Origin of the sequence: Metabacillus litoralis, from assembly GCF_007994985.1 — a bacterium.
In the GTDB taxonomy this organism is placed as follows: Bacteria; Bacillota; Bacilli; order Bacillales; family Bacillaceae; genus Metabacillus; species Metabacillus litoralis.
On record NZ_VOQF01000007.1, the window covers coordinates 165,576 to 188,002 of the forward strand.

At 34.8% G+C, this 22,427-nt stretch carries 16 protein-coding genes and 1 other annotated feature; of the genes, 2 read left to right on the forward strand and 14 right to left on the reverse strand.

Annotated elements, in window-relative coordinates:
• Positions 1-74: 74 nt before the first annotated feature.
• Both FS935_RS13725 and FS935_RS13730 read right to left on the reverse strand, forming a co-directional pair.
• Positions 75-1,376: a bifunctional folylpolyglutamate synthase/dihydrofolate synthase gene (locus FS935_RS13725; RefSeq protein ID WP_146949184.1), complete on the reverse strand. Its 1,302-nt coding sequence runs from the start codon at positions 1,374-1,376 to the stop codon at positions 75-77.
• Between the two features lie 71 nt (positions 1,377-1,447).
• Positions 1,448-4,096 (reverse strand): valine--tRNA ligase, encoded by a 2,649-nt coding sequence (locus FS935_RS13730; protein ID WP_146949185.1) that lies wholly within the window; start codon positions 4,094-4,096, stop codon positions 1,448-1,450.
• Between the two features lie 141 nt (positions 4,097-4,237).
• Positions 4,238-4,488, reverse strand: a binding site (T-box leader).
• A 389-nt stretch (positions 4,489-4,877) separates the two neighbouring features.
• On the opposite strand from FS935_RS13730, the gene FS935_RS13735 reads away from it, so the two are divergent.
• A complete protein-coding gene (locus FS935_RS13735; protein WP_146949186.1) occupies positions 4,878-5,069 on the forward strand; it encodes a YszA family small membrane protein in 192 nt (63 codons plus the stop codon).
• A 153-nt stretch (positions 5,070-5,222) separates the two neighbouring features.
• Here FS935_RS13735 and ysxE read toward each other — a convergent pair whose 3' ends face one another.
• The 8 genes from ysxE to hemA all read right to left on the reverse strand — a co-directional run bounded on the left by ysxE (position 5,223) and on the right by hemA (position 14,620).
• Positions 5,223-6,254: a spore coat protein YsxE gene (gene ysxE, locus FS935_RS13740; protein WP_158638612.1), complete on the reverse strand. Its 1,032-nt coding sequence runs from the start codon at positions 6,252-6,254 to the stop codon at positions 5,223-5,225.
• A gap of 82 nt (positions 6,255-6,336) precedes the next feature.
• Positions 6,337-7,557, reverse strand: coding sequence for a stage VI sporulation protein D (spoVID, locus tag FS935_RS13745; protein WP_146949188.1), 1,221 nt, complete (start codon positions 7,555-7,557; stop codon positions 6,337-6,339).
• A gap of 789 nt (positions 7,558-8,346) precedes the next feature.
• Positions 8,347-9,633, reverse strand: coding sequence for a glutamate-1-semialdehyde 2,1-aminomutase (hemL, locus tag FS935_RS13750; protein ID WP_146949189.1), 1,287 nt, complete (start codon positions 9,631-9,633; stop codon positions 8,347-8,349).
• 34 nt (positions 9,634-9,667) lie between these two features.
• Positions 9,668-10,651: a porphobilinogen synthase gene (gene hemB, locus FS935_RS13755; protein ID WP_146949190.1), complete on the reverse strand. Its 984-nt coding sequence runs from the start codon at positions 10,649-10,651 to the stop codon at positions 9,668-9,670.
• A 13-nt stretch (positions 10,652-10,664) separates the two neighbouring features.
• Positions 10,665-11,450 carry a uroporphyrinogen-III synthase gene (locus FS935_RS13760; protein WP_146949191.1) on the reverse strand — a complete coding sequence of 262 codons (786 nt, stop codon included), beginning with the start codon at positions 11,448-11,450 and terminating at the stop codon, positions 10,665-10,667.
• Entirely contained in the window at positions 11,450-12,382 is a 933-nt protein-coding gene (gene hemC / locus FS935_RS13765) for a hydroxymethylbilane synthase (protein WP_146949192.1), read from the reverse strand. The genes FS935_RS13760 and hemC overlap by 1 nt, the downstream gene beginning before the upstream one ends.
• A 30-nt stretch (positions 12,383-12,412) precedes the next feature.
• Entirely contained in the window at positions 12,413-13,243 is an 831-nt protein-coding gene (locus FS935_RS13770; protein WP_439116655.1) for a cytochrome C assembly family protein, read from the reverse strand.
• A gap of 18 nt (positions 13,244-13,261) precedes the next feature.
• Positions 13,262-14,620: a glutamyl-tRNA reductase gene (gene hemA, locus FS935_RS13775; RefSeq protein ID WP_146949193.1), complete on the reverse strand. Its 1,359-nt coding sequence runs from the start codon at positions 14,618-14,620 to the stop codon at positions 13,262-13,264.
• Between the two features lie 420 nt (positions 14,621-15,040).
• Here hemA and FS935_RS13780 point away from each other — a divergent pair, with 420 nt between their 5' ends.
• Complete coding sequence (locus FS935_RS13780) at positions 15,041-15,529, forward strand: LiaF transmembrane domain-containing protein (protein WP_146949194.1); 489 nt, start codon at positions 15,041-15,043, stop codon at positions 15,527-15,529.
• A gap of 122 nt (positions 15,530-15,651) precedes the next feature.
• On the opposite strand, the gene yihA is transcribed toward FS935_RS13780, so the two are convergent.
• The 4 genes from yihA to clpX all read right to left on the reverse strand — a co-directional run bounded on the left by yihA (position 15,652) and on the right by clpX (position 22,399).
• Positions 15,652-16,236: a ribosome biogenesis GTP-binding protein YihA/YsxC gene (yihA, locus tag FS935_RS13785; protein ID WP_146949195.1), complete on the reverse strand. Its 585-nt coding sequence runs from the start codon at positions 16,234-16,236 to the stop codon at positions 15,652-15,654.
• The gene (lon, locus tag FS935_RS13790) at positions 16,236-18,557 is read right to left on the reverse strand and encodes an endopeptidase La (RefSeq protein WP_146949197.1); all 2,322 of its coding nucleotides are present in this window, start codon (positions 18,555-18,557) and stop codon (positions 16,236-16,238) included. Before lon ends, yihA begins: the two co-directional genes overlap by 1 nt.
• 324 nt (positions 18,558-18,881) lie before the next feature.
• Positions 18,882-20,561: an ATP-dependent protease LonB gene (gene lonB, locus FS935_RS13795; RefSeq protein ID WP_146949198.1), complete on the reverse strand. Its 1,680-nt coding sequence runs from the start codon at positions 20,559-20,561 to the stop codon at positions 18,882-18,884.
• A gap of 572 nt (positions 20,562-21,133) precedes the next feature.
• Positions 21,134-22,399, reverse strand: a complete 1,266-nt coding sequence (clpX, locus tag FS935_RS13800; protein WP_146949199.1) for an ATP-dependent protease ATP-binding subunit ClpX — start codon at positions 22,397-22,399, stop codon at positions 21,134-21,136.
• Between the last annotated feature and the right edge of the window lie 28 nt (positions 22,400-22,427).

Below are 22,427 nucleotides of genomic sequence, written 5' to 3' on the forward strand. Positions count from 1 at the left end.
ACTATCATATTTCATTATTTTAGCAAATTTTCTAACTTTTGTCATATTGTTATTTTTGTTTCTTTATGATAAAACTACTTTTTACTCACGTACTCTCGAACTGCTGATATGAAATAAAGAGATCCAGTTATAAGAATTAAATCATCCTTATTTTCGTATGTTTCCAACATTTCTTCCACACCTTGTTTCCATGAAGAAAAAAAGTTTTTCTTCTTAAACTCACAAGCTGAGAAGAGTTCTTCTGGAGTAGCTGCTCTAGGAAAATCAAAGGTAGTAAAGGTAATGCTTGTTGCAATACTTGTTAATCTATTAATCATCTCACTGTATTCCTTATCTTTTAATGCACTAAAAAGGATATGAATCTTTCGATTAGGAAAGTGCCTGTTCACTGTATTTATTAGTGATTCTATGCCTTCTTTATTATGTGCTCCATCAATAATCACTTCAGGATTATTATAAATTTGTTCAAATCTTCCCATCCAAAATGCCTTACTGATGCCATCATAAATATGCTCTTTCTTTAGAGAAGCTATTTTATGATCATTTAAGAAATCAATAGCAGCTATTGCTAAAGCAGCATTTTGAACTTGATGTTGTCCCTTCATCATGATCGAGACTTGATTATATTCATTATGATTCGTTTTCATCGAAAACATTTCACCTTTATGTTGTTGCGAACTATTTAGTATTTGAAATTCTTCTCCAATTTTAAACAAAGGAGCTTGGTTTTGATTAGCTATACGTGATAAGACTTCTACTACTTCCTTGTTTTCTGATCCCGTGAAAACTGGGATTCCTTGTTTTATTATTCCTGCTTTTTCAAAAGCAATTTCAGCAATCGTTGAACCTAATATGTTCATATGATCATATCCTACATTTGTAATGATTGATAAGATCGGAGTAACAATATTTGTAGAATCTAATCTTCCACCTAGCCCTGTTTCAAGCAATACAAAATCAGGTTTATGGTATTTTCCAAAATATAAAAACATCATGGTTGTAATAATTTCAAATTCTGTCGGACCACCAAGCTCAGTTGTTTCAGCTTTATCTACAAATGGTTTTACCTCGTTAGCAAGCTTTAGCATTTCATGATCTGAGATCGGCTTGCCATTCACACTAATTCTTTCATTAAAAGTTTCAATATATGGTGATGTAAAAGTTCCAACATCATATCCTGCTTCTGTTAACATGTGTAACAGATAAGAAATAGTTGAGCCTTTACCATTTGTTCCTGCTACATGGATAATGGGTATATTTCTTTCAGGAGAATTCATTTGCTCTAAAAGCCATTCCATCCGCTTTAATCCAGGCTTAACACCAAACTTTAAACGGCCATGAATCCAATTCAACGCTTCTTGATACGTATTAAACACGTTTAGACCTCCTTTTATTCCACCTATTTAAAAACTCGGGTGCGCTATAAAGCACCACCCGAGTAACTAACTTAACCTCTTAACTCTTTAATTCTTGCTAAAACGATTTCTCGCTTTTCAATATAATCATTTTCTTTTGCTTTTTCTTCTTCTATAACTTTATCAGGAGCTTTCTTTAAGAAGCCTTCGTTACCTAATTTTTTCTGAACGCGTTCTACTTCTTTATCAAGCTTTTCACGTTCTTTTTCTAATCGTTTAATTTCTTCTTCAATATTTATTAATCCTTGTATCGGTAAAATAATCTCTGCACCTGTAACAACAGATGACATTGATTTTTCACTTGTTGAGATGTCTGTAGCAATATCTAGTGAGCTTGTGTTACAGAATCTCTCTACATATACACGATTATCTTCAAGCTGTGTTACGACACCATTATCTTTTGCTTTAATTTTCATTGGAATCTGTTTACTCATTGGTGTATTCACTTCAGCACGAATATTACGAACTGCACGAATCACTTCAACTAAAAGCTTCATTTCAACTACCGCTTTATCATCTGATAATTCAGCCTTTACTGTTGGCCATGAAGCTACAGTTATTGATTCTCCTTCGTGTGGAAGTGATTGCCAAATTTCCTCTGTAATAAATGGCATGAATGGGTGAAGCAATCTCATCGTAGAATCTAAAACATAAGCTAATACAGATCGAGTTGTCTTTTTCGCAGCTTCATCTTCTCCATATAATGAAAGCTTTGCCATCTCAATATACCAATCACAGAAATCATCCCAAATGAAGTTATAAAGCAAACGACCGATTTCTCCAAACTCATATCGATCAGCTAGCTTTGTTACATTTTCAATCGTCTCGTTCAGACGAGTTAAAATCCATTTATCTGCAACCGATTTTTTGCCTGTTAAATCAATTTCTTCAAATGTTAATCCATTCATATTCATAAGCGCAAAACGAGATGCGTTCCAGATTTTATTAGCAAAGTTCCAAGTTGATTCTACTTTTTCATAGCTAAAACGTAGATCCTGACCTGGAGAGCTTCCTGTTGATAAGAAGAAGCGAAGAGAGTCTGCTCCGTACTGATCAATTACTTCCATTGGGTCAACACCATTGCCTAATGACTTACTCATTTTACGTCCTTGCTCATCACGCACAAGACCATGAATTAATACATCTTTAAATGGACGTTGTTCTGTAAATTCTAGTCCTTGGAAAATCATACGAGATACCCAGAAGAAAATAATATCGTACCCAGTTACTAATACATCAGTTGGATAATAGCGCTTGAAATCAGCAGATTCAACATCAGGCCAACCCATTGTTGAAAAAGGCCATAAAGCTGAACTGAACCATGTGTCTAATACATCATTATCTTGATTCCAGTTTTCAATATCTGCTGGTGGCTCTTGATTTACATATACTTCGCCTGTTTCCTTATGATACCAAGCTGGAATACGGTGACCCCACCATAGCTGTCGTGAAATACACCAATCGCGGATATTTTCCATCCAGCGTAAATATGTTTTTTCAAAACGATCTGGAACAAAATTAACTTTATCTTCTTCTTGCTGAAGTTTTATTGCTTTATCTGCTAATGGCTGCATTTTAACAAACCATTGTGTTGAAAGATATGGTTCTACTACTGCACCACTTCGTTCACTATGTCCAACAGAATGCATATGCTCCTCAATTTTAAATAACACTTCTTGATCTTGAAGATCTTTAACTATTTTCTTGCGACATTCAAAACGATCTAGTCCTTTATAAATGCCAGCTTTATCATTCATTGTGCCATCTTCATTCATAACAAGAACACGCTCTAGATTATGGCGATTTCCGATTTCAAAATCATTCGGATCATGAGCAGGAGTAATTTTAACAGCTCCTGATCCAAATTCCATATCTACATAATCATCACCAACGATTGGAATTTCTCTTCCTACGATTGGTAACAGTACTTTCTTACCTATTAAATGCTTATAACGCTCGTCTTCAGGATGAACCGCTACAGCTGTATCACCAAGCATTGTCTCAGGACGTGTTGTCGCAATTTCAATAGAGCCTGTTCCATCTGCTAAAGGATAACGCATATGATAAAATGCACCTTGAACATCTTTATAAATAACTTCAATATCTGAAAGTGCTGTTTTCGTTTGTGGATCCCAGTTGATTATATATTCTCCGCGATAAATAAGGTCTTTCTTATATAAATTAACAAACACCTCACGAACAGCTTTTGATAAACCTTCATCTAAGGTAAATCTTTCACGAGAATAATCTAGTCCAAGTCCAACCTTTGACCATTGCTTACGAATATGTCCAGCATATTCTTCTTTCCACTTCCACGTTTCTTCTATGAATTTCTCACGTCCTAAATCATAACGTGAAATACCTTCTTCACGCAGCTTAGCTTCAACCTTTGCTTGAGTTGCAATCCCCGCATGATCCATTCCTGGAAGCCATAACACATCATAGCCTTGCATTCTTTTCATGCGTGTCACAATATCTTGTAGTGTCGTATCCCAAGCATGTCCTAGATGAAGCTTACCTGTTACATTTGGTGGTGGAATTACAACTGTATAAGGCTTTTTCGTTTCATCACCTTTTGCTTCAAAATATTTACCTTCTAACCAAAATGAATAGCGATTTTTTTCAATTGCATTTGGATCATACTTTGTTGGTAAAGATAATTGTTGTTCATTGTTCTCCATTTTTATTTCCTCCTTATTACTGAGTATTATTTATGTACGATATTTGACACTGTTATCACATATTGTTAACTTCATTTATACTCATAAAATCAACAGTCCGTTCTAAACAGTAGCAGAAAAAATAAAAACTCCTTCCATCCATAAAAGGACGAAGGAGAATATTTTCGTGGTACCACCTTTTTTTACAGACTATAACCAAATAAAACTAGGGTCTTTTTCATAGTCTATACACTCAACAAAATAACGGTTTTTACCGGTTTCTTCTACTATCATTTCAAAGAAACAACTCCTGGGCGACATTCCAATCCCTCTGGCTTAAGAAATCTTTCAGCAAATGATTTCTCTCTCTGTAAAGTGATGGTGATTGTACTCTTCCCAATCTTCGTTTATTCAATATGAAATTTGTCTTCAAAGTATAACATCTCTTATATATTACTAAACAATCCTTTTTTTCGTCAATATCTTTGCCATGTTTATCTTTTTTCATACAGGCACATATCACGATTTAGGTGCATATTTTATCTTACGATTATATTTATGACAAATACTTATCTCTTTTAGACAGATGAGCATTAAATTTTTATAGAGTTTTTGAAGGATCTTTTCTGAAAGATTGTTCCTAATTGATCTTATATGCTGGTTAGATACAATGTTTTATATGATAAAAGGTTCGAATTCTAGAAGAAAAGATGCCACTAAACTTTATACAGTGCTGCATCCTTCAGATTTATAAAAGCATAAAGTTTAGGAAAATAGAGCCTTTTGAAAGAGGAGGGGTTAAATGAAGCGGCGTTATAATCCTTACACACTTCCACCATGGGTAAGACAAATGCGCGAGATTAGTATTCAAATTATTATACCGTTAACTATTTTTCAGGGAATTCGCACTGTCTTCTTCCCAACGTCATTTGATGTATTACTACTAGGATTATTAATTTTGTTAGCAATAGCATTACGCCTTGAATGGCTTTAATGAAAAGATCTTTTATAGCAGAGGCTTACTCATTTTAAAAAGAGTGAACCTCTGCTTTTTCAATAAATGATATTTACTTTCTAGGTTGTGGTGAGTGCTATTCCAGTCAAAAGAACACCTGGACCAGAAAAAAATGAAAAACCCTGTAGAAATCTACTGTTCTTGAGCTTGTTGAGCTTCTTGTTTTCGTTTTTCTTCGATTTCAGAAATCTTCATAACAAAATACTCAATGTTTTTGAATTGCCAGTACGCTTTTACCAATTGTCTATTTTTCTCTAACTCCGTTGAATTATTTTTTGCAGAATAGGATTTAATAAGCCGGCAAATTCGTTCTGGATAAGATAAGTAACTTAAAAAGAGAAGCATTTCTTCTTCTTTGTAAGGATAGCCTTTTTGATACGTATAAAACCAGTTCACACAATCATCACTTGGTATTGGATATGTTTTTGCCGTTCGATTGATAAAATATAAATAATCATCGATCGGAGCTGCATATTTAGATTTCTCAAAGTTTGTTAAGTATCCATTTCCCTCACCATCATATAGGAAATGACGAGCTGAGATTTTCCCGTGTGTTAAAACCATTCTGGATGACTCTTTTTCTTGCATTTTTTCATACCATTCTACAAGCTTTTTCTTTGAGAAATCTATTGCTCTACTCACTTCTATAAAATAAGTGACTGCTTGTAATTCAAAAGGAGAAAGATATAATTTCTGTTCACACTCTTCAACAAAAGATTCATAATAGATCTTTGTTTCATCAAGATGTTTTTCAAAAGATTCAAAATGATGAGTAGCTGCATCACTAGATAGTTTGACATCCTTTTCTGTTCGACTATGTAGCTCTGCAACTTCTTTAAAAAGATATTGATGTCTCGCATCTCGTTCTTCTTCCGTTTCATTTGTTAACCATGGCATTAAGTAGTAATATTCACCATTCATTTGAGAAATTGTTTGATTTGAGCGATTTCTAACGAGTGGAACATATTTAGAGTATTTTGTTTGATCCAAGATTGAATATGATTCAATAAAGTAGGGATTTGGATTTTTCGATAATTTTTTTAAAGCATATGAACCATTATCAGTATATACCTTTACCACTCTTTTACTAATTTCTTCCGAATACTCTAAATTCAAATCATATTGCTTTAGCAACGGTGTGATAGCTTCAACTTTTATAGACAATTCAACAACACCTCCAATCAGCTCAACTAATTAATGAAAAAAACAGCTGAGGTAGGATTTGCCCCCATGCTGTTTCTTCATTTTATTTGCTAGTAGAATATGCGGGAATATAAAGGATTTGCCCTTCATAAACATCTTGATCTGCATGAAAGTCATTTACTCTTAAAATCTGTTGAACCGAAATATCATAGCGTTGACTAATAAGCTCAATGCTATCACCTTGCTGCACAATGCACATTTTTACTCTTGAGAAATCTTCTTCTTCATCTCTCGCAAATAAACTAGTTAAATAATGAGCATCTTTAGCATTTGTTTCATCTCTTCCATCAACATCTTCTTCCTCAGTTTCTGGTTCTAACGAAGAATCCTCTGTTTTAGAAAAGAAGGAATACTGCACCTCTTTAGGCTCTTCTTCAACTTCTTGAACTTCTTTTCTTACTTCAACTACGAAAGGATCATATAAGTCCTCTTGTGGATCTTCTTCCTTTTGTTCTTCTTGTTCTTCACTAACAATAACTTCTTCCACTTGCTGTTCAATTTCATTAGTTACTATCGTTTCTTCTACTTCACTGTTATTTACATCATTAGGTGAAGTAAGTTGTTCAACTTCAGCGTGACTTTCTTCAAGAACTCGATCTTCTTTCACTTCTGTTTCCTCTAATTGAAATGAAGAGAATTTGTCCAAGTCTTGTTCACTTGTTGAGTCTTCATAAAAAGATGAAAATGGAGATACATTTTCTTCTTCATTTACTTGAGGTGGTGTTGGTGTTGATGTCTCAACAGTCGCATTTGGTTGTTGTTGCTGACCTCTGAATAAAGCTTCAAATGCTTCTTCCTTTTCCTCAGGTCTCACTACTTCAGTAGAAATTTGTTCTACTTGCCCATCTGAAATTCCACTTATCGATAAATCTGCAATTAGCTTTAAACATTTGTATTCTGGCAATTCATAATCAAATGACTCAATTGATACATACACCTCTTCTAATTGTTCAATCCGGTTTCTAGGAATTGTAATATCAACAGGGAAGCGATGGTTCAATACACTTACTCCATCCTCGCGAGTTGACACCTCATTCACATACCGAACATTTGCATATTCAAATTGCTCCTTCACACTCGCGTCATTATCTATTTTGTATTCTCCCGTAAGTTGCAATGCACCTCGAATTGAAATGTACTGATCATGTTCATGAATTGTAATATCAGGATCTAATGAAATTGATAAAAGTTCAGATACTTCCTGTCCTTTTTGAAACCAAACTGATTCTTCTACAGAGAAACGTAGCTGCTGTTCCTGTGACAAAAGAATTCCTCCTTTCAAATAGCCTAGTAAATTACTATGACAATACAGATGTATGTATGAAAACTAAAAAATATGATTGATTTATTACGGAATTATTGGTTTGTAGCATGAATTTCAGAGAAAACCAGAACTGTTTGTCACTTAAATAAGCTGTTAGGACAATGATATGAGTAAAGAGGGGAACTGATACCAACTTTTTCTTTTGTTTATTTTAGGATTTATTGTATGATGCGCTTTATTTAAGCTTTTCCACTTTGTTTAGTGGTTCATCATGGCTTTGACGCCTTTTACACTTCCACTTCTTTATTATGAAGGACATAAGCGAGGGGAAAGCCCGAGAAAAAGTCCGTCATAGAGCTAATGAAGGACATGAGCGAGGGAAAAGCCCGAGAAAAAGTTCGTCATAGAGCTGATGAAGGACATAAGTAAAGAGATGCGGTGTTCCTGGAAACTAAATTAGGAAATGCAATATTAGATTGTGTTCTACACAACGCAACAGTCGCGAATATTGTTGGGCCTCCTTTCAAATTAAAGATCACTTAGAAAAAGCAGATGTTGATTAATTTTTGCACATACATAAACGATCAAAATTGTACATCCTTTTCTTATCATTTACACTTTACGGGTTTCTTCACGGCTTTGACGTACTTCCCCTTCCACTCCTTTATAGGCTTCATCATACATAACTACGACGACCTTTACTCTTCCAAACGCCTCTAAGTTGCATGCTAACCACAAAAAAGCGTGAATCCCTTTTATAAGGATTCACGCAACGCGATATTACTAGCTTTATTTAAGACCAGCAAATGATTTTCTAGCTGCCTCAATTGTATATTGAATATCTTCATCAGTATGTACTGTTGAAAGAAATAGTCCTTCAAATTGCGATGGTGGTAGAAAAACACCTTCGTTTGCCATACTTCTATAATATTTTGCAAAATATTCAAGATTAGATGATTTTGCTTTTTCATAGTTTGTCACTTCTTTGTCTGTAAAAAAGAAGCCGATCATAGAACCTGCACGGTTAATTGTATGTGGAATTTCATATTCAGCTGCAGCTTTTGAAAGTCCTTCTTCAAGGAGATCTGCTTTACGTTGGAATTCTTTATAAGAATTCTTTGTTAACAGCTTTAATGTTTCAAGTCCAGCTGTCATTGCTAAAGGATTTCCTGATAAAGTACCTGCTTGATAAATTGGTCCACTTGGAGCTATTTGCTGCATAATTTCCGCTTTCCCACCGTACGCACCTACAGGCAAGCCTCCACCAATTACTTTTCCTAGACAAGTTAAGTCAGGTGTAACGCCGTAAAACCCTTGAGCACATCCATAATCAACTCTAAAGCCTGTCATCACTTCATCAAAGATTAGCAAAGCACCAAACTCTTCCGTAACTGAACGCAATCCTTCTAAGAAGCCAGGCAGTGGTGGAACAACTCCCATATTACCTGCTACAGGCTCTACGATTACACCTGCAATATCTTCTCCGAATTGTTCAAATGCATAACGAATACTTTCAAGATCATTGTAAGGTACTGTAATGGTATTCTTTGCAATACCTTCTGGTACACCAGGACTATCTGGTAAACCTAATGTAGCAACACCAGAGCCAGCTTTAATTAATAAAGAATCTCCATGACCGTGATAACATCCTTCAAATTTAATAATCTTATTTCTGCCAGTATAACCTCTTGCAAGGCGCAAGGCACTCATCGTAGCTTCCGTTCCAGAGCTCACCATACGAACAACTTCAATTGACGGCACACGATCAATAACAAGCTGTGCTAATTCGTTTTCAATTAAAGTTGGGGCTCCAAAGCTTGTTCCTGATTCAACAACCTTTTTAATAGCTTCCACAACTGTGTCATTTGAATGACCGTGGATAAGCGGACCCCAAGATAATACATAATCGATATACTCATTACCATCAATATCAAAAATTTTAGAGCCTTTTCCACGCTCCATAAAAATTGGGTTCATTCCAACAGATTTAAATGCACGTACAGGACTGTTTACTCCTCCAGGCATTAATGTTTGCGCTTCTTTAAATGCCTTTTCACTATTCGCATAACTTCTCATTAGTATTCCCCTTTCTTACAATTGATTGCTTTATTCATTGTTGATCTTCTTTTAACCAACGTGCCACATCTTTTGCAAAATAAGTAATGACTAAATCTACACCTGCACGCTTCATTCCAATTAGCATTTCCATAACCATTGCTTTTTCATCTACCCAGCCATTTTGCGCGGCTGCTTTAATCATTGAATATTCTCCACTTACGTTATAAGCAACAACAGGTGCATTAAAGTTGTTTTTTACATCACGAATAATATCTAAATAAGCTAAAGCCGGTTTCACAATTAAGAAATCTGCACCTTCTTCAATATCTGATTGAGCCTCTCTTAACGCTTCATCACGATTAGCCGGATCCATTTGATATGTTTTACGATCACCAAACTGTGGTGTACTGTGTGCTGCATCACGGAAAGGACCATAAAATGCACTTGCATATTTAACAGCATAAGACATAATCGGAATATGCTCAAAGCCAGCTTCATCTAAACCATAGCGGATTGCTGCAACAAAGCCATCCATCATGTTTGATGGGGCAATAATATCTGCACCAGCTTTTGCTTGACTCACTGCAGTACGTGCTAATAAATCTAATGTAGGATCGTTTAATATTTTTCCATTCTCTACAATGCCACAATGTCCATGATCAGTGTATTGACATAAGCAAGTATCAGCCACTACAACAAGCTCTGGAAAAGCTTCCTTAACCTGTCTTGTTGCACGTTGTACGATTCCATTATCATGATATGCTTGTGTACCAACATCATCTTTTTCTTCTGGAACTCCGAATAAAATAATAGATTTAATACCTAATGAAACAATTTCTTCTATCTCAGCATTTAATAGATCTAGTGATAAATGAAAAACACCTGGCATAGATGGAACTTCATTTTTCTTATTTTCCCCTTCAACTGCAAAAATAGGATAAATAAAATCCTCTGCTCTAAGATGTGTTTCTCTTAGGATTGATCTCATACTATCACTATTTCGTAAACGACGATGTCTTGTAAATTCGATATTCATTAGAAGTCCTCCCTTAGTTATCCTCAAGTTCTATCATTAACTGTACCATATCATCTATTGTATAAGATTGTGGCATAAACCCTATAAATCCGTAGCCTTTCAGTGTATCGTTCGTAATTGGCCCAATACAGATAAAAGTCAACTTTTTTAAATGATGATGTAGTTCTACTTGATTAAGTACCTTCATAAAGCTATCAACCGTTGAAGAGCTTGTGAAGGTTATATAATCAAGCTCATCGTTCACTATATGACTTTGTAGCTTTTTTGCTTCTGAAACATTATGTACTGTTTTATAGACAACCAGATCTGTTACTTCATACCCTTTGTTTTGTAATTCAGTTACAAGGGTTGGTCGTGCTAGATTTCCACGGATTACAAGTATTTTAGCGTTCGTATGTAGGTTAGTGGATATGCTTTCTGCTAATTTTTCAGCAACGAATTCCTCTGGAACAATTGAGACTTCTAGGCCGATATCTTTCATTTTTTTACTTGTTTTTCTACCAACTGAAGCAGCAATTAGATGCTGTAGATAATCATAGGATATATGATATTTATCTAGGTAATGTTTAAAATGTGTGACACCATTTGCACTGGTGAATACAATACAATGATAATCTTCAAGTTTACTAAGTATGGTAGAAATTTCCGCTTCATTCGAATCATTTGGTTCTATTTGAAGAAGTGGAGCAGAAATGGCTACTCCACCTGACTCTTCAATTTTGCGAATAAATCCTTCAACCTGAGATTTCGCTCGTGTTATTAATACTCGCTTCCCTTGCAAAGGATCTACACTTTTCATTATTGATCTAGCTCCTCTTTCACTCGGTCAATCAATTCTTTTGCACCTTGTTTCGTTAAAGCTTCAGCAACTTTTTTGCCTAATTCTTCAGGATTACTACCTGTTACATGTTGCTTATATAACTCTTTTCCATCAGGAGAAGCGATTAACCCAGTAAATGAAACTTCATCATTTTCATTTACCGTTGCAAAGCCTGCAATTGGCACTTGGCAGCCACCCTCCATTTTTGTTAAAAAGGTTCTTTCTGCTGTTACAGCTAACTTAGTTCTTTTATCTGTTAACTTTTCTAGTAAGTTTAATAGCTCTTCATCATTTTCGCGGCACTCAATTGCTAATGCACCTTGACCTACTGCAGGTAAGCATGACTCAGGCTCTAGAAATTCTGTCACAACATCCTTACTCCAACCCATTCTTGATAAACCGGCTGCTGCTAAAATAATAGCATCATAATCTTCAGTTTTTAATTTATCAAGTCGGGTATCAATGTTTCCTCGAATCCATTTAATTTCTATGTCAGGTCGTTCGATCAATAGCTGTGCACTTCGTCTTAAACTACTTGTGCCAATAATTGCTCCTGCTGGAAGCTCAGAAAGCTTTTTATGATCCTTTGAAATTAGTACATCTCGATGGTCTTCTCGTTTCGGAATACAACCAATTGTTAAACCATCTGGAAGAATACCAGGCATATCTTTCATGCTATGTACAGCCATATCAATGTCACCATCAATCATTGCCTGCTCAATTTCTTTAACAAATAACCCTTTCCCACCAACCTTTGATAAAGTCACATCTAAGATTCGATCACCTTTTGTTACGATTTCCTTTATTTCAAATTCAAAGGGTAAACCAAAAGCTTTTAATTGATTAATTACCCAATTCGTTTGCGTTAATGCTAATTTACTTCGTCTTGAGCCTATGACAATTTTACGCATGTTTTCCTCCTACTACATCCAAAGATATCTTTATGAATTCCAAATATGAAATCTTGATAAACTACCAAATAAGAAAAAATTTATTAATAACACTAGAAAAGCTGCGATATTCATTAATGCTACTGATTTACCTTGCAATTCTCTTACAATTCTTATATACAAGTAAGCACTATATGTGAGTAAAACTGTAAAAGAACCTAGTATTTTTGCATCATACCAATGAAAGTTTACAACTTTGATATATGCCCAAATAATACCTAATATCAAGCTTAATAGAAGCATCGGCACTCCAATAACATTTAATACATAAGACATGTGATCAAGCTTTGACAAGTCTTCTATACGAAGCAGACGTTTTCCCCATTTTTTCTTTTTTAATAAGTTATGTTGAATAACATATAAAGTAGAAAAAACAAATGACAGTGAAAAAGCGCCATAGGATAAAATAGCCATCGTAATATGTATTAATAGTAACTCTGATACTAGCTGACTTGATACTGCAGCAGACTCATATTGCGCAGGTGCAAATGTGTGTATGGACATCATGATGAATCCAATTATATTTGTAAAAAAGATAATAAATTCTGCTCGAAGAAATTTGTTTATTACAACAGAGAGTGTTACAAGTACCCAGGTGTAAAAATATAGCCCTTCAAACATATTAAGAACTGGAAAGCGCCCTGTTTCAAACATACGAGCAAATAAAAAAATTGTTTGCAAAAGCCAAACAATAGAAAGTAACCAGAAGGCAGCACGATTCGCCTTCCGGTTATTATTAAGAAAATCTATAAAATATAAAAGTACACATAATGCATAAAGAATGATGGTAACTTCATTAATTCTAGTCAAACTCATTTCCATAATGAAAGGTCCTTTCACTTACGATTGAAGTGAAGCACGATAATCGATCATCTGCTCATTAGATCTTAATGATTGCTTTTCCAATCTTTCTTTAACCATTTGTTCTTCAACATCTTCTTCAATGTTAAATATCTTTTTAAAAAGGTCCAATGATTCTTGAGCGTTTGGTTCAGCAGAAAGTTCCTTTACTTTAACAATAGGATCTTTTAGCAATTGATTGATGATACTTTTCGTATGTTTATTAAGCACTTTTCTTTCACGTTCAGTTAAGTTTGGCATTTTTCGTTCAATGCTTTCCATTGTTTCTGCTTGAACAGTTAGTGCTTTATTACGAAGAGCAGCAATGACTGGTACAACACCTAATGTATTAATCCATTGCTTAAATTGAACGATCTCTTCCTCAATCATAAGTTCAATTTTCTCAGCAGCAACTTTACGTTCCTGAAGATTCGCCTCTACAATTCCTTGAAGATCATCGATATCATATAGGAAAACACTATCTAAATCTGCTAGCTTTGGATCTAAATCTCTCGGTACAGCAATATCAACCATAAACAATGGGCGACCTTTTCTCATTTTCTCAACATGAGTGACCATTTCCTTTGTAATCACAAAGTTTTTAGCTCCTGTTGAACTAATAAGAATATCCGCTTCAATCAAGCCACATTGAAGTTCGTTAATCCCCTTCGCATTACCATCAAAACGATTTGCTAGCTCTTCTGCTTTTTGCAATGTTCTATTCATAACAGTTACTTTTCCAACACCACTGCCATGTAAATTTTGCACAGCAAGCTCGCCCATTTTTCCGGCACCTAAAATAAGGACATGCTTTGAACGTAAATCACCAAAGATTTTTTTAGCCAGCTCCACAGCTGCATAACTAACAGATACTGCGTTTGCACCTATATCTGTTTCAGAATGTGAGCGTTTAGCTAATGTGATAACTTGCTTGAACAATTGATTAAAGATTGTACCAATTGTGTTATGTTCCTGAGCAAGTAAAAAGCTAGAACGAACCTGTCCTAATATTTGTGTTTCACCTAGAATCATTGAATCTAGCCCACAAGCAACTTTACACAAGTGATCAAGTGCTCCATCTTGTTCAAAAATCGTTAAATATGGTGTGATCTCATCTTTATCTAAACCGAACCACTCAGCTAAAAATGCTTTTATATAGTAACGACCAGTGTGTAGCTGATCAACTACCGCATATAACTCAGTTCGATTACATGTAGAAACAATTACATTTTCAAGTACACTTTTTTGTTTTTTTAACTGTTGCATCGCAACTGCAAGCTCATCTGGTTGAAAGTTAAGCTTCTCGCGAATTTCAACAGGGGCAGTTTTATAGTTTAGCCCGACAACAAGTATATGCATTCCCTTTTACACCCCCACATACAAGGATCTCTATTTACTAGTATATCATCTTATAGTGAAAACTCTGTTTAAAAATGTGAACAGTGTTTGAAACTATATGATAAAATATGTTTGTTCAATATTTATTGAAGATCATCTATTCTCAGTAAACATTCTACATACTAAGACAAATTACTCATACTCTCAATGAGTACAATAACAAATATTAACGTAATAATCAAGCTAATGGCTTCTATTAGTATTACAATTTACCAAGTATGAAATAAAGCTTTTTTTATAAATTTGTTGCTAGTTAAAATGTATATTTTACGATGAAAAGATGCCACTAGACTTTATACAGTGCTATTCCTTAAATATGCTAAAGCAACTAAGTTTACTAAAAAGGCTCGACTTCATCAATTAATTTCCTAGAGGTGTACGATGAAAAACCAAAAATTATTACCAGCAATTATCTTATTGGCTCTCGGTATTTTTTATTCTATCCAAAATTTTAATATCCATTTATTTAATTTCCAAAATAGTTGGCAAATGTTATTAATTTTACTAGGCTTTGCATTCTTAATTAGTGGACATTTTGCCCAAGATTTTTCATCTATATTACCAGGAGTTATCTTAACTGGACTTGGTGTGCATTTCATTTACTATGATAAACTCACTTCATGGCCAGATCACCCTGCTGCGTTTTTATTCATATTAGCAATAGGGATGATTTTAACTTCTATTAAAACGAAAACAGGCTATGTTCAAGGATTTGCATTATTCGCTACTGGATTATTCCTGCATTTTTTCCAAAAGATCATTGAATCAATTACATTACTTCAAAATTTCGCAACGCTAATTGAAAAATATTGGCCACTTTTACTTATTATAATTGGTAGCTACTTATTATTAATGAAGAAACGCAAGTAATCGTGCATAAAAACATAGAAACTTGCTCTGACGTGTGATAGGGGATAGATGCTTCGGATTTTATACTCCTAAAGCTAAATAACGCCAAAAAGGCTGACTATCATTTAGTCAGCCTTTTTCCATTATGAAGTATAGTGTTCAATAATGCTCCATACCTCTGTTTTACCTTGACCAGTTTCTGATGAAAATAAAACTAAGGAATCTGATTTATCCATGTCTAATGTATCTTTAATCACTTTAACATGCTTCTGCCATTTCCCTTTAGGGATTTTATCCGCTTTTGTCGCAACAATAATTGTTGGGATATTATAATGCTTTAAAAAGTTATACATTAAAACATCATCTTTTGATGGAGGATGACGAACATCCACTAATAACACAACAGCCCTCAGCTGTTCTCGTGTTGTAATATATGTTTCAATCATTCTTCCCCATGCTTCACGCTCTGTTTTACTAACCTTTGCATATCCATAACCAGGTACATCAACAAAATGAAGAACTTCGTTAATTATATAAAAATTCAATGTTTGTGTTTTACCGGGTTTAGATGAAGTTCTAGCAAGATTCTTTCTTGCTAGAATTTTATTTATAAATGATGATTTCCCTACATTTGATCGACCTGCTAATGCTATCTCAGGAATATTCACATCCGGATATTGCGCAGGCTTCACAGCACTAATAACAATTTCAGAACTTGTAACCTTCATTATTTCTCCTCTGCTAACGCATGTTTTAATACTTCATCTAAATGTGACACAAGCACAAAGGTTAGTTCATTACGAACACTTTCTGGGATATCATCTAAATCTTTTTCATTATCCTTAGGTGCAATAATTTTAGTTAACCCTGCACGATGCGCACTTAGCGTTTTCTCTTTTAATCCGCCTATTGGAAGCACTCTTCCACGTAACGTTATTTCCCCAGTCATTCCAACTTCTTTACGAACAGGTTTACCAGTTAGAGCTGATATAAGAGCTGTTGCCATTGTGATTCCTGCTGATGGCCCATCCTTCGGAACAGCACCTTCTGGAACATGGACATGGATATCATTTTTCTCATGAAAATCACGGTCAATTTTTAGCTCTTCAGCTCGAGAGCGAATATAGCTAAAAGCAGCTTGTGCTGACTCTTTCATAACATCGCCAAGCTTACCAGTCAATATCAATTTTCCTTTACCAGGTGAAACTGATACTTCTATTGATAATGTATCTCCACCAACCGTTGTATAAGCTAAACCTGTTGCAACCCCAATTTGGTCCTCGAGCTCGGCCTGTCCATATCTAAATTGCTTTTTACCAAGAAACTCTTCAATATTTTTATCCGTAACAATAATTTTCTTACGCTCCTGCTTTACAACAAGCTTGGCTGCCTTTCGACAAACCGAAGCTAATTGACGCTCTAAACCACGTACTCCTGCTTCTCTAGTAAAGTAACGAATAATACTTTGAATCGCATCTTCGCGTATTTGTAAATTCGCTTTCTTTAAGCCATGATCTTCTAACTGGCGTGGTAGTAGATGATCTTTTGCTATATGGACTTTTTCTAGCTCGGTATACCCAGCAATCGTAATGATTTCCATACGATCACGGAGAGGACCAGGTATTGTCGCCAAATTATTTGCTGTTGCAATAAACATTACCTTTGATAGATCATATGTTTCCTCAATATAATGATCACTAAAATTATGGTTTTGCTCTGGATCTAATACTTCTAGTAAAGCGGCTGAAGGATCTCCCCTGAAATCACTGGACATTTTGTCAATTTCATCTAGAAGGAACACTGGGTTAATTGTTCCTGCCTTTTTCATCCCTTGAATAATTCTTCCTGGCATTGCTCCCACATATGTTCGGCGATGACCACGAATTTCAGATTCATCTCTTACTCCACCTAGAGAAATTCTGACGAAATGACGGTTTAATGATTTTGCGATTGATCGTGCTAAGGATGTTTTCCCAACTCCAGGAGGTCCTGCTAAACATAGTATAGGACCTTTTAGCGAATTAGTCAGCTGTTGAACAGCTAAATATTCAATCACACGATCCTTTACTTTCTCTAAGCCATAGTGATCTTCGTCTAGAATATTCTCAGCAACATTAACATCTAATCGATCTTCAGTTGCGTTTGTCCAAGGTAAAGAAAGTAGCCAATCAATATAATTTCGAATAACGGCACTTTCTGCAGAGCTTGATGGAACTTTTTCATAACGATCAAGTTCCTTTAAAGCAAGTAATTTAACATGATCAGGCATTCCAGCTGCTTCAATCTTTTCAGATAGTGAAGAAACTTCTCCAAGTTTCCCTTCCTTCTCTCCAAGTTCTTTCTGAATAGCCTTCATTTGCTCGCGCAGATAATATTCTTTCTGTGTTCTTTCCATTGAACGCTTAACACGCTGACCAATCTTTTTTTCAAGCTGAAGAACTTCTTTTTCATTATGAATAATCGAAATTACTTTATTTAATCTTTCTTTCACATCAAGAGTTTCAAGAACCTCTTGCTTTTCTTTAAGCTTAAGCGGTAGGTGAGATGATATAATATCTGCCATACGACCTGGTTCATTAATATCTGAAACAGTTGCATATGTTTCTGCGGATACTTTTTTAGAAAGCTTTATGTATTGTTCAAAGTATTCCAACATTGTTCTCATTAAAGCTTCTTCTTCCACACCTTTTTCTTCTGGGTCTTTATGCATGGTTATTTCTACAGAATAATAGTTATCTTCTTCAACAAAGCGTTCTATTTCTCCTCGTTCGATTCCTTCTACGAGAACGCGAATTGTCCCATTTGGTAATTTAAGCATTTGCTTAATCTTTGTTAAAGTACCAATTTCATAAATGTCTTCTTCTTGTGGCTCATCTATCGAAATCTCTTTTTGTGTTGTTAAAAAGATGATATGATCTTCCATCATTGCCTTCTCTAACGCCTGTACAGACTTATCTCTTCCTACGTCAAGATGCAATACCATCGTCGGATAGACTAATAAGCCTCTTAACGGAAGAAGTGGGACGATTTGAGTAGTTGATTTCGCCATGCGTTTACACCTCCATGACATAATAGTAAGTTATTGTTCAATTCTATCTTATTCTTTTTCAAGTGTCTATTTGTAACAACTTTACAACAACCAATTCCATACGTAGTATACCCTATTCCTTACATTTGAAAAAGAAAATGTGAAAATCATTTTTAAAAATGAGCCATTTACATAAGAGTAGTTGTTTTACATAAAAAAATGTTTAGCTTAGTGGCTAACATAAAAAATAAACTTTAACACCTTCGAATGCATTTTTTAACCATAATAAATTGCTAAAAAAAACCTACTCGAGGTCTTATATATACTCGAGTAGGTTTTCTCCTATTATACAGATTCTTGCTGTGGAAAATCTTGTGACTCCTTTTGGATAATCGGTTCAATCTTTTCAGTTGGTGGATCAACAAGTGCTAAATCAAACACTTCCTGTAAATTAGAAACAGGTACAATTTTAATTCCTTGAATTTCCTTTAGAATTGATTGCATATTTTCTTGTGGAATAATAACAGTTTCTACTCCAGCCTTCTTTGCTGCTTTAATTTTAGGAATAACGCCTCCGATAGGCTTTACATTTCCATGGATACTTATTTCTCCAGTCATTGCGACTTTATTATTAATTGCTATGCGGTGTATAGCTGAAAAGATACCTGTTGCCATTGCAATACCTGCTGACGGTCCATCGATCGGTGTTCCACCTGGGAAATTTACATGGATATCAAAATCGCTCGCATTAATTCCCATTGAACGCAAAACAGTTATTACATTTTCAATCGAGCCTTTTGCCATACTTTTTCTTCTAATCGACTTTGATCGATCGCCTATGCTTTCTTCCTCCACAATACCTGTAATGTTAATCGTGCCTTTGTCCTTCTCTGCTGAAATAACCGTTACTTCAATTTCCAGTAGCGCCCCTGTATTTGGTCCATGAACAGCTAATCCGTTAACTAAACCTACCTTAGAACTTTCATTTATTTTACGATCATATCTAGGTGTTAATTGACTAGAATTAATCACCCATTCAATATCTTCAACTGTGATGATGCCACGATCCTCAGATAATGCAACACCTGTTGCAATTTGCATTAAGTTAACAACTTCACGACCATTTCGTACATAAGATGTTAATAAATCAATGCCTTCATCACTTACGTCCATGGTTACTTTACTAGCAGCTTTTTTTGCAATTACTTTTAATTCATCCTGCTCTAATTCTCTAAAAAACACTTCCAAACATCTTGATCTAATTGCAGGTGGGATTTCATTTGGTGTTCGTGTTGTTGCACCAATTAAGCGGAAATCTGCTGGAAATCCATTTTTAAAAATATCATGAATATGTGTTGGAATTTGATTGTTTTCTTCATTATAGTAAGCACTTTCTAAAAATACTTTTCGATCTTCAAGAACTTTTAAAAGTTTATTCATTTGAATTGGATGAAGTTCACCAATTTCATCAATAAATAAAACACCACCGTGAGCATGTGTTACTGCACCCTGTTTTGGTTGTGGAATCCCAGCTTGTCCCATAGCACCTGCACCTTGATAGATAGGGTCATGTACTGAGCCAATTAAAGGATCTGCAATTCCTCTTTCATCAAACCTTGCAGTCGTAGCATCTAACTCTACAAATACAGCGTTATTATTAAATGGTGAACGTTTATTTCGTTTCGCTTCCTCTAATACTAGTCTTGCTGCAGCTGTTTTTCCAACTCCAGGTGGCCCATATACAATAACATGCTGTGGATTAGCACTACATAATGCAGCTTGTAGTGAACGAATACCATCTTGTTGTCCAACAATATCATCAAAACTATTTGGTCTAACTTTCTCCGCTAATGGTTCCGTTAGCTTTATAGCCCTCATTTTTCTCAACTGTTCCATCTCTTTTTTAGATTCACGATCAATTGAGACTTTTTGTGACCGTTGATTTTTTAATAGGTTCCAAAAATACATTCCTATAATAATTCCAAAGAACAATTGAATAAACAAAGCAATACTTGTCCAACTCATTGTCGTCCCTCCTACTAAGATGCTTATTACCACAAAGGTGAAAAATAAATTAAATCTAAATACTTTAAGTCTTTGTTAAAGATTAATGGTAATCTTTAACACATGTTGCTTCTAGAGATACTTTTAAGAGATTTTTGGTTATGTTTTCATTTTGATTTACACTTTCCATAAAACAAATTACGAACCAAGAAGGTTAATACACACAACATAAGCCTCGTACCTTTACAAACAACATTCTTTCAGATAAAAAACTTACTAAATGAACAAATAAACAGTCTGTAGTTATTCCCAATAAAAAAAATCGAATAAAAATCGTTATGTAGTTAGGGGAAATATCCTGATAGCTAACAAAAGACAAGCTACTACTTGTCATTCTAAAGCAACACTATTTTTTAACTATTTTAGAAGCGGTTATTTATAGCTAGTATCTCCTAGCAATGGAAGGATTAAACATCATTTAAAGATTCTATCGAAGAATTTCCTTTGATTATGATTCAGGTCTTACTCATTATGCATTCAAAAAAGGGATGAGAGCTGTAAACAGCTTTCATCCCTTTTTAATAAATATGCAATTAAGCAGAAGTCTTTTTATCTTCTTGTATAACAGTTCCGTCTTTTAAGACAAGTTTAGGTGGCATTTCACCTTTTACTGCTTCATCCGTAATAATTGTCTTAACAATATCATCTCTTGATGGTAAGTCAAACATCATATCTAACATGATTCCTTCGATGATCGAGCGAAGTCCACGAGCACCTGTTTTTCTTTCAATTGCTTTTTTCGCAATTTCTAACAGTGCACCATCTTCAAATTCCAGTTCCACTCCATCTAAATCAAGCATTTTCTGATATTGCTTAACTAATGCATTTTTTGGCTTAGTTAATATTTCAACTAAAGCCTCTTCATCAAGCGGCTCCAAGCTTGCAATAACAGGTAAACGTCCGATAAATTCAGGAATTAAACCGAATTTAAGTAAATCTTCGGGTAATACCTGTGAAAGAAGTGCTTTTTTGTCTAGATCAGCATTTTTATTATCAGATCCAAAGCCAATTACTTTTCTGCCTAGACGACGCTTGATGATTTGTTCAATACCATCAAATGCCCCACCACATATAAACAAAATGTTCGTTGTATCAATTTGAATAAATTCTTGATGTGGATGTTTTCTTCCGCCCTGAGGTGGAACACTTGCCACAGTACCTTCAAGAATTTTTAATAAAGCTTGCTGAACTCCCTCACCTGAAACGTCACGTGTAATCGATGGATTTTCAGACTTTCGAGCAACTTTATCAATTTCATCAATATAAATAATGCCTTTTTCAGCTTTTTCAACATCATAGTCTGCAGCTTGGATAAGCTTTAGTAAGATATTTTCAACATCTTCCCCAACATAACCAGCTTCAGTTAATGACGTAGCATCAGCAATTGCAAATGGTACATTAAGTATACGAGCTAATGTTTGTGCAAGTAGAGTTTTACCACTACCAGTTGGACCAATCATTGAGATATTACTTTTTGATAATTCAACATCGTCAATTTTGCTATTGGAATTGATTCTTTTATAATGATTGTAAACAGCCACTGCCAATGATTTTTTCGCATTATCTTGACCAATTACATACTCATCAAGGATATCATTAATTTCTTTTGGTTTTGGTACATCCTTAAATTCTACTTCTTCTTCAGTACCAAGTTCTTCTTCTACGATTTCTGTGCAGAGTTCAATACACTCATCACATATATATACTCCAGGTCCTGCAACTAATTTACGAACCTGATCTTGAGTTTTACCACAAAACGAACATTTTAGTTGTCCTTTTTCGTCGTTAAATTTAAACATTGTTTCACCCCTTATATCTTTATCTCAA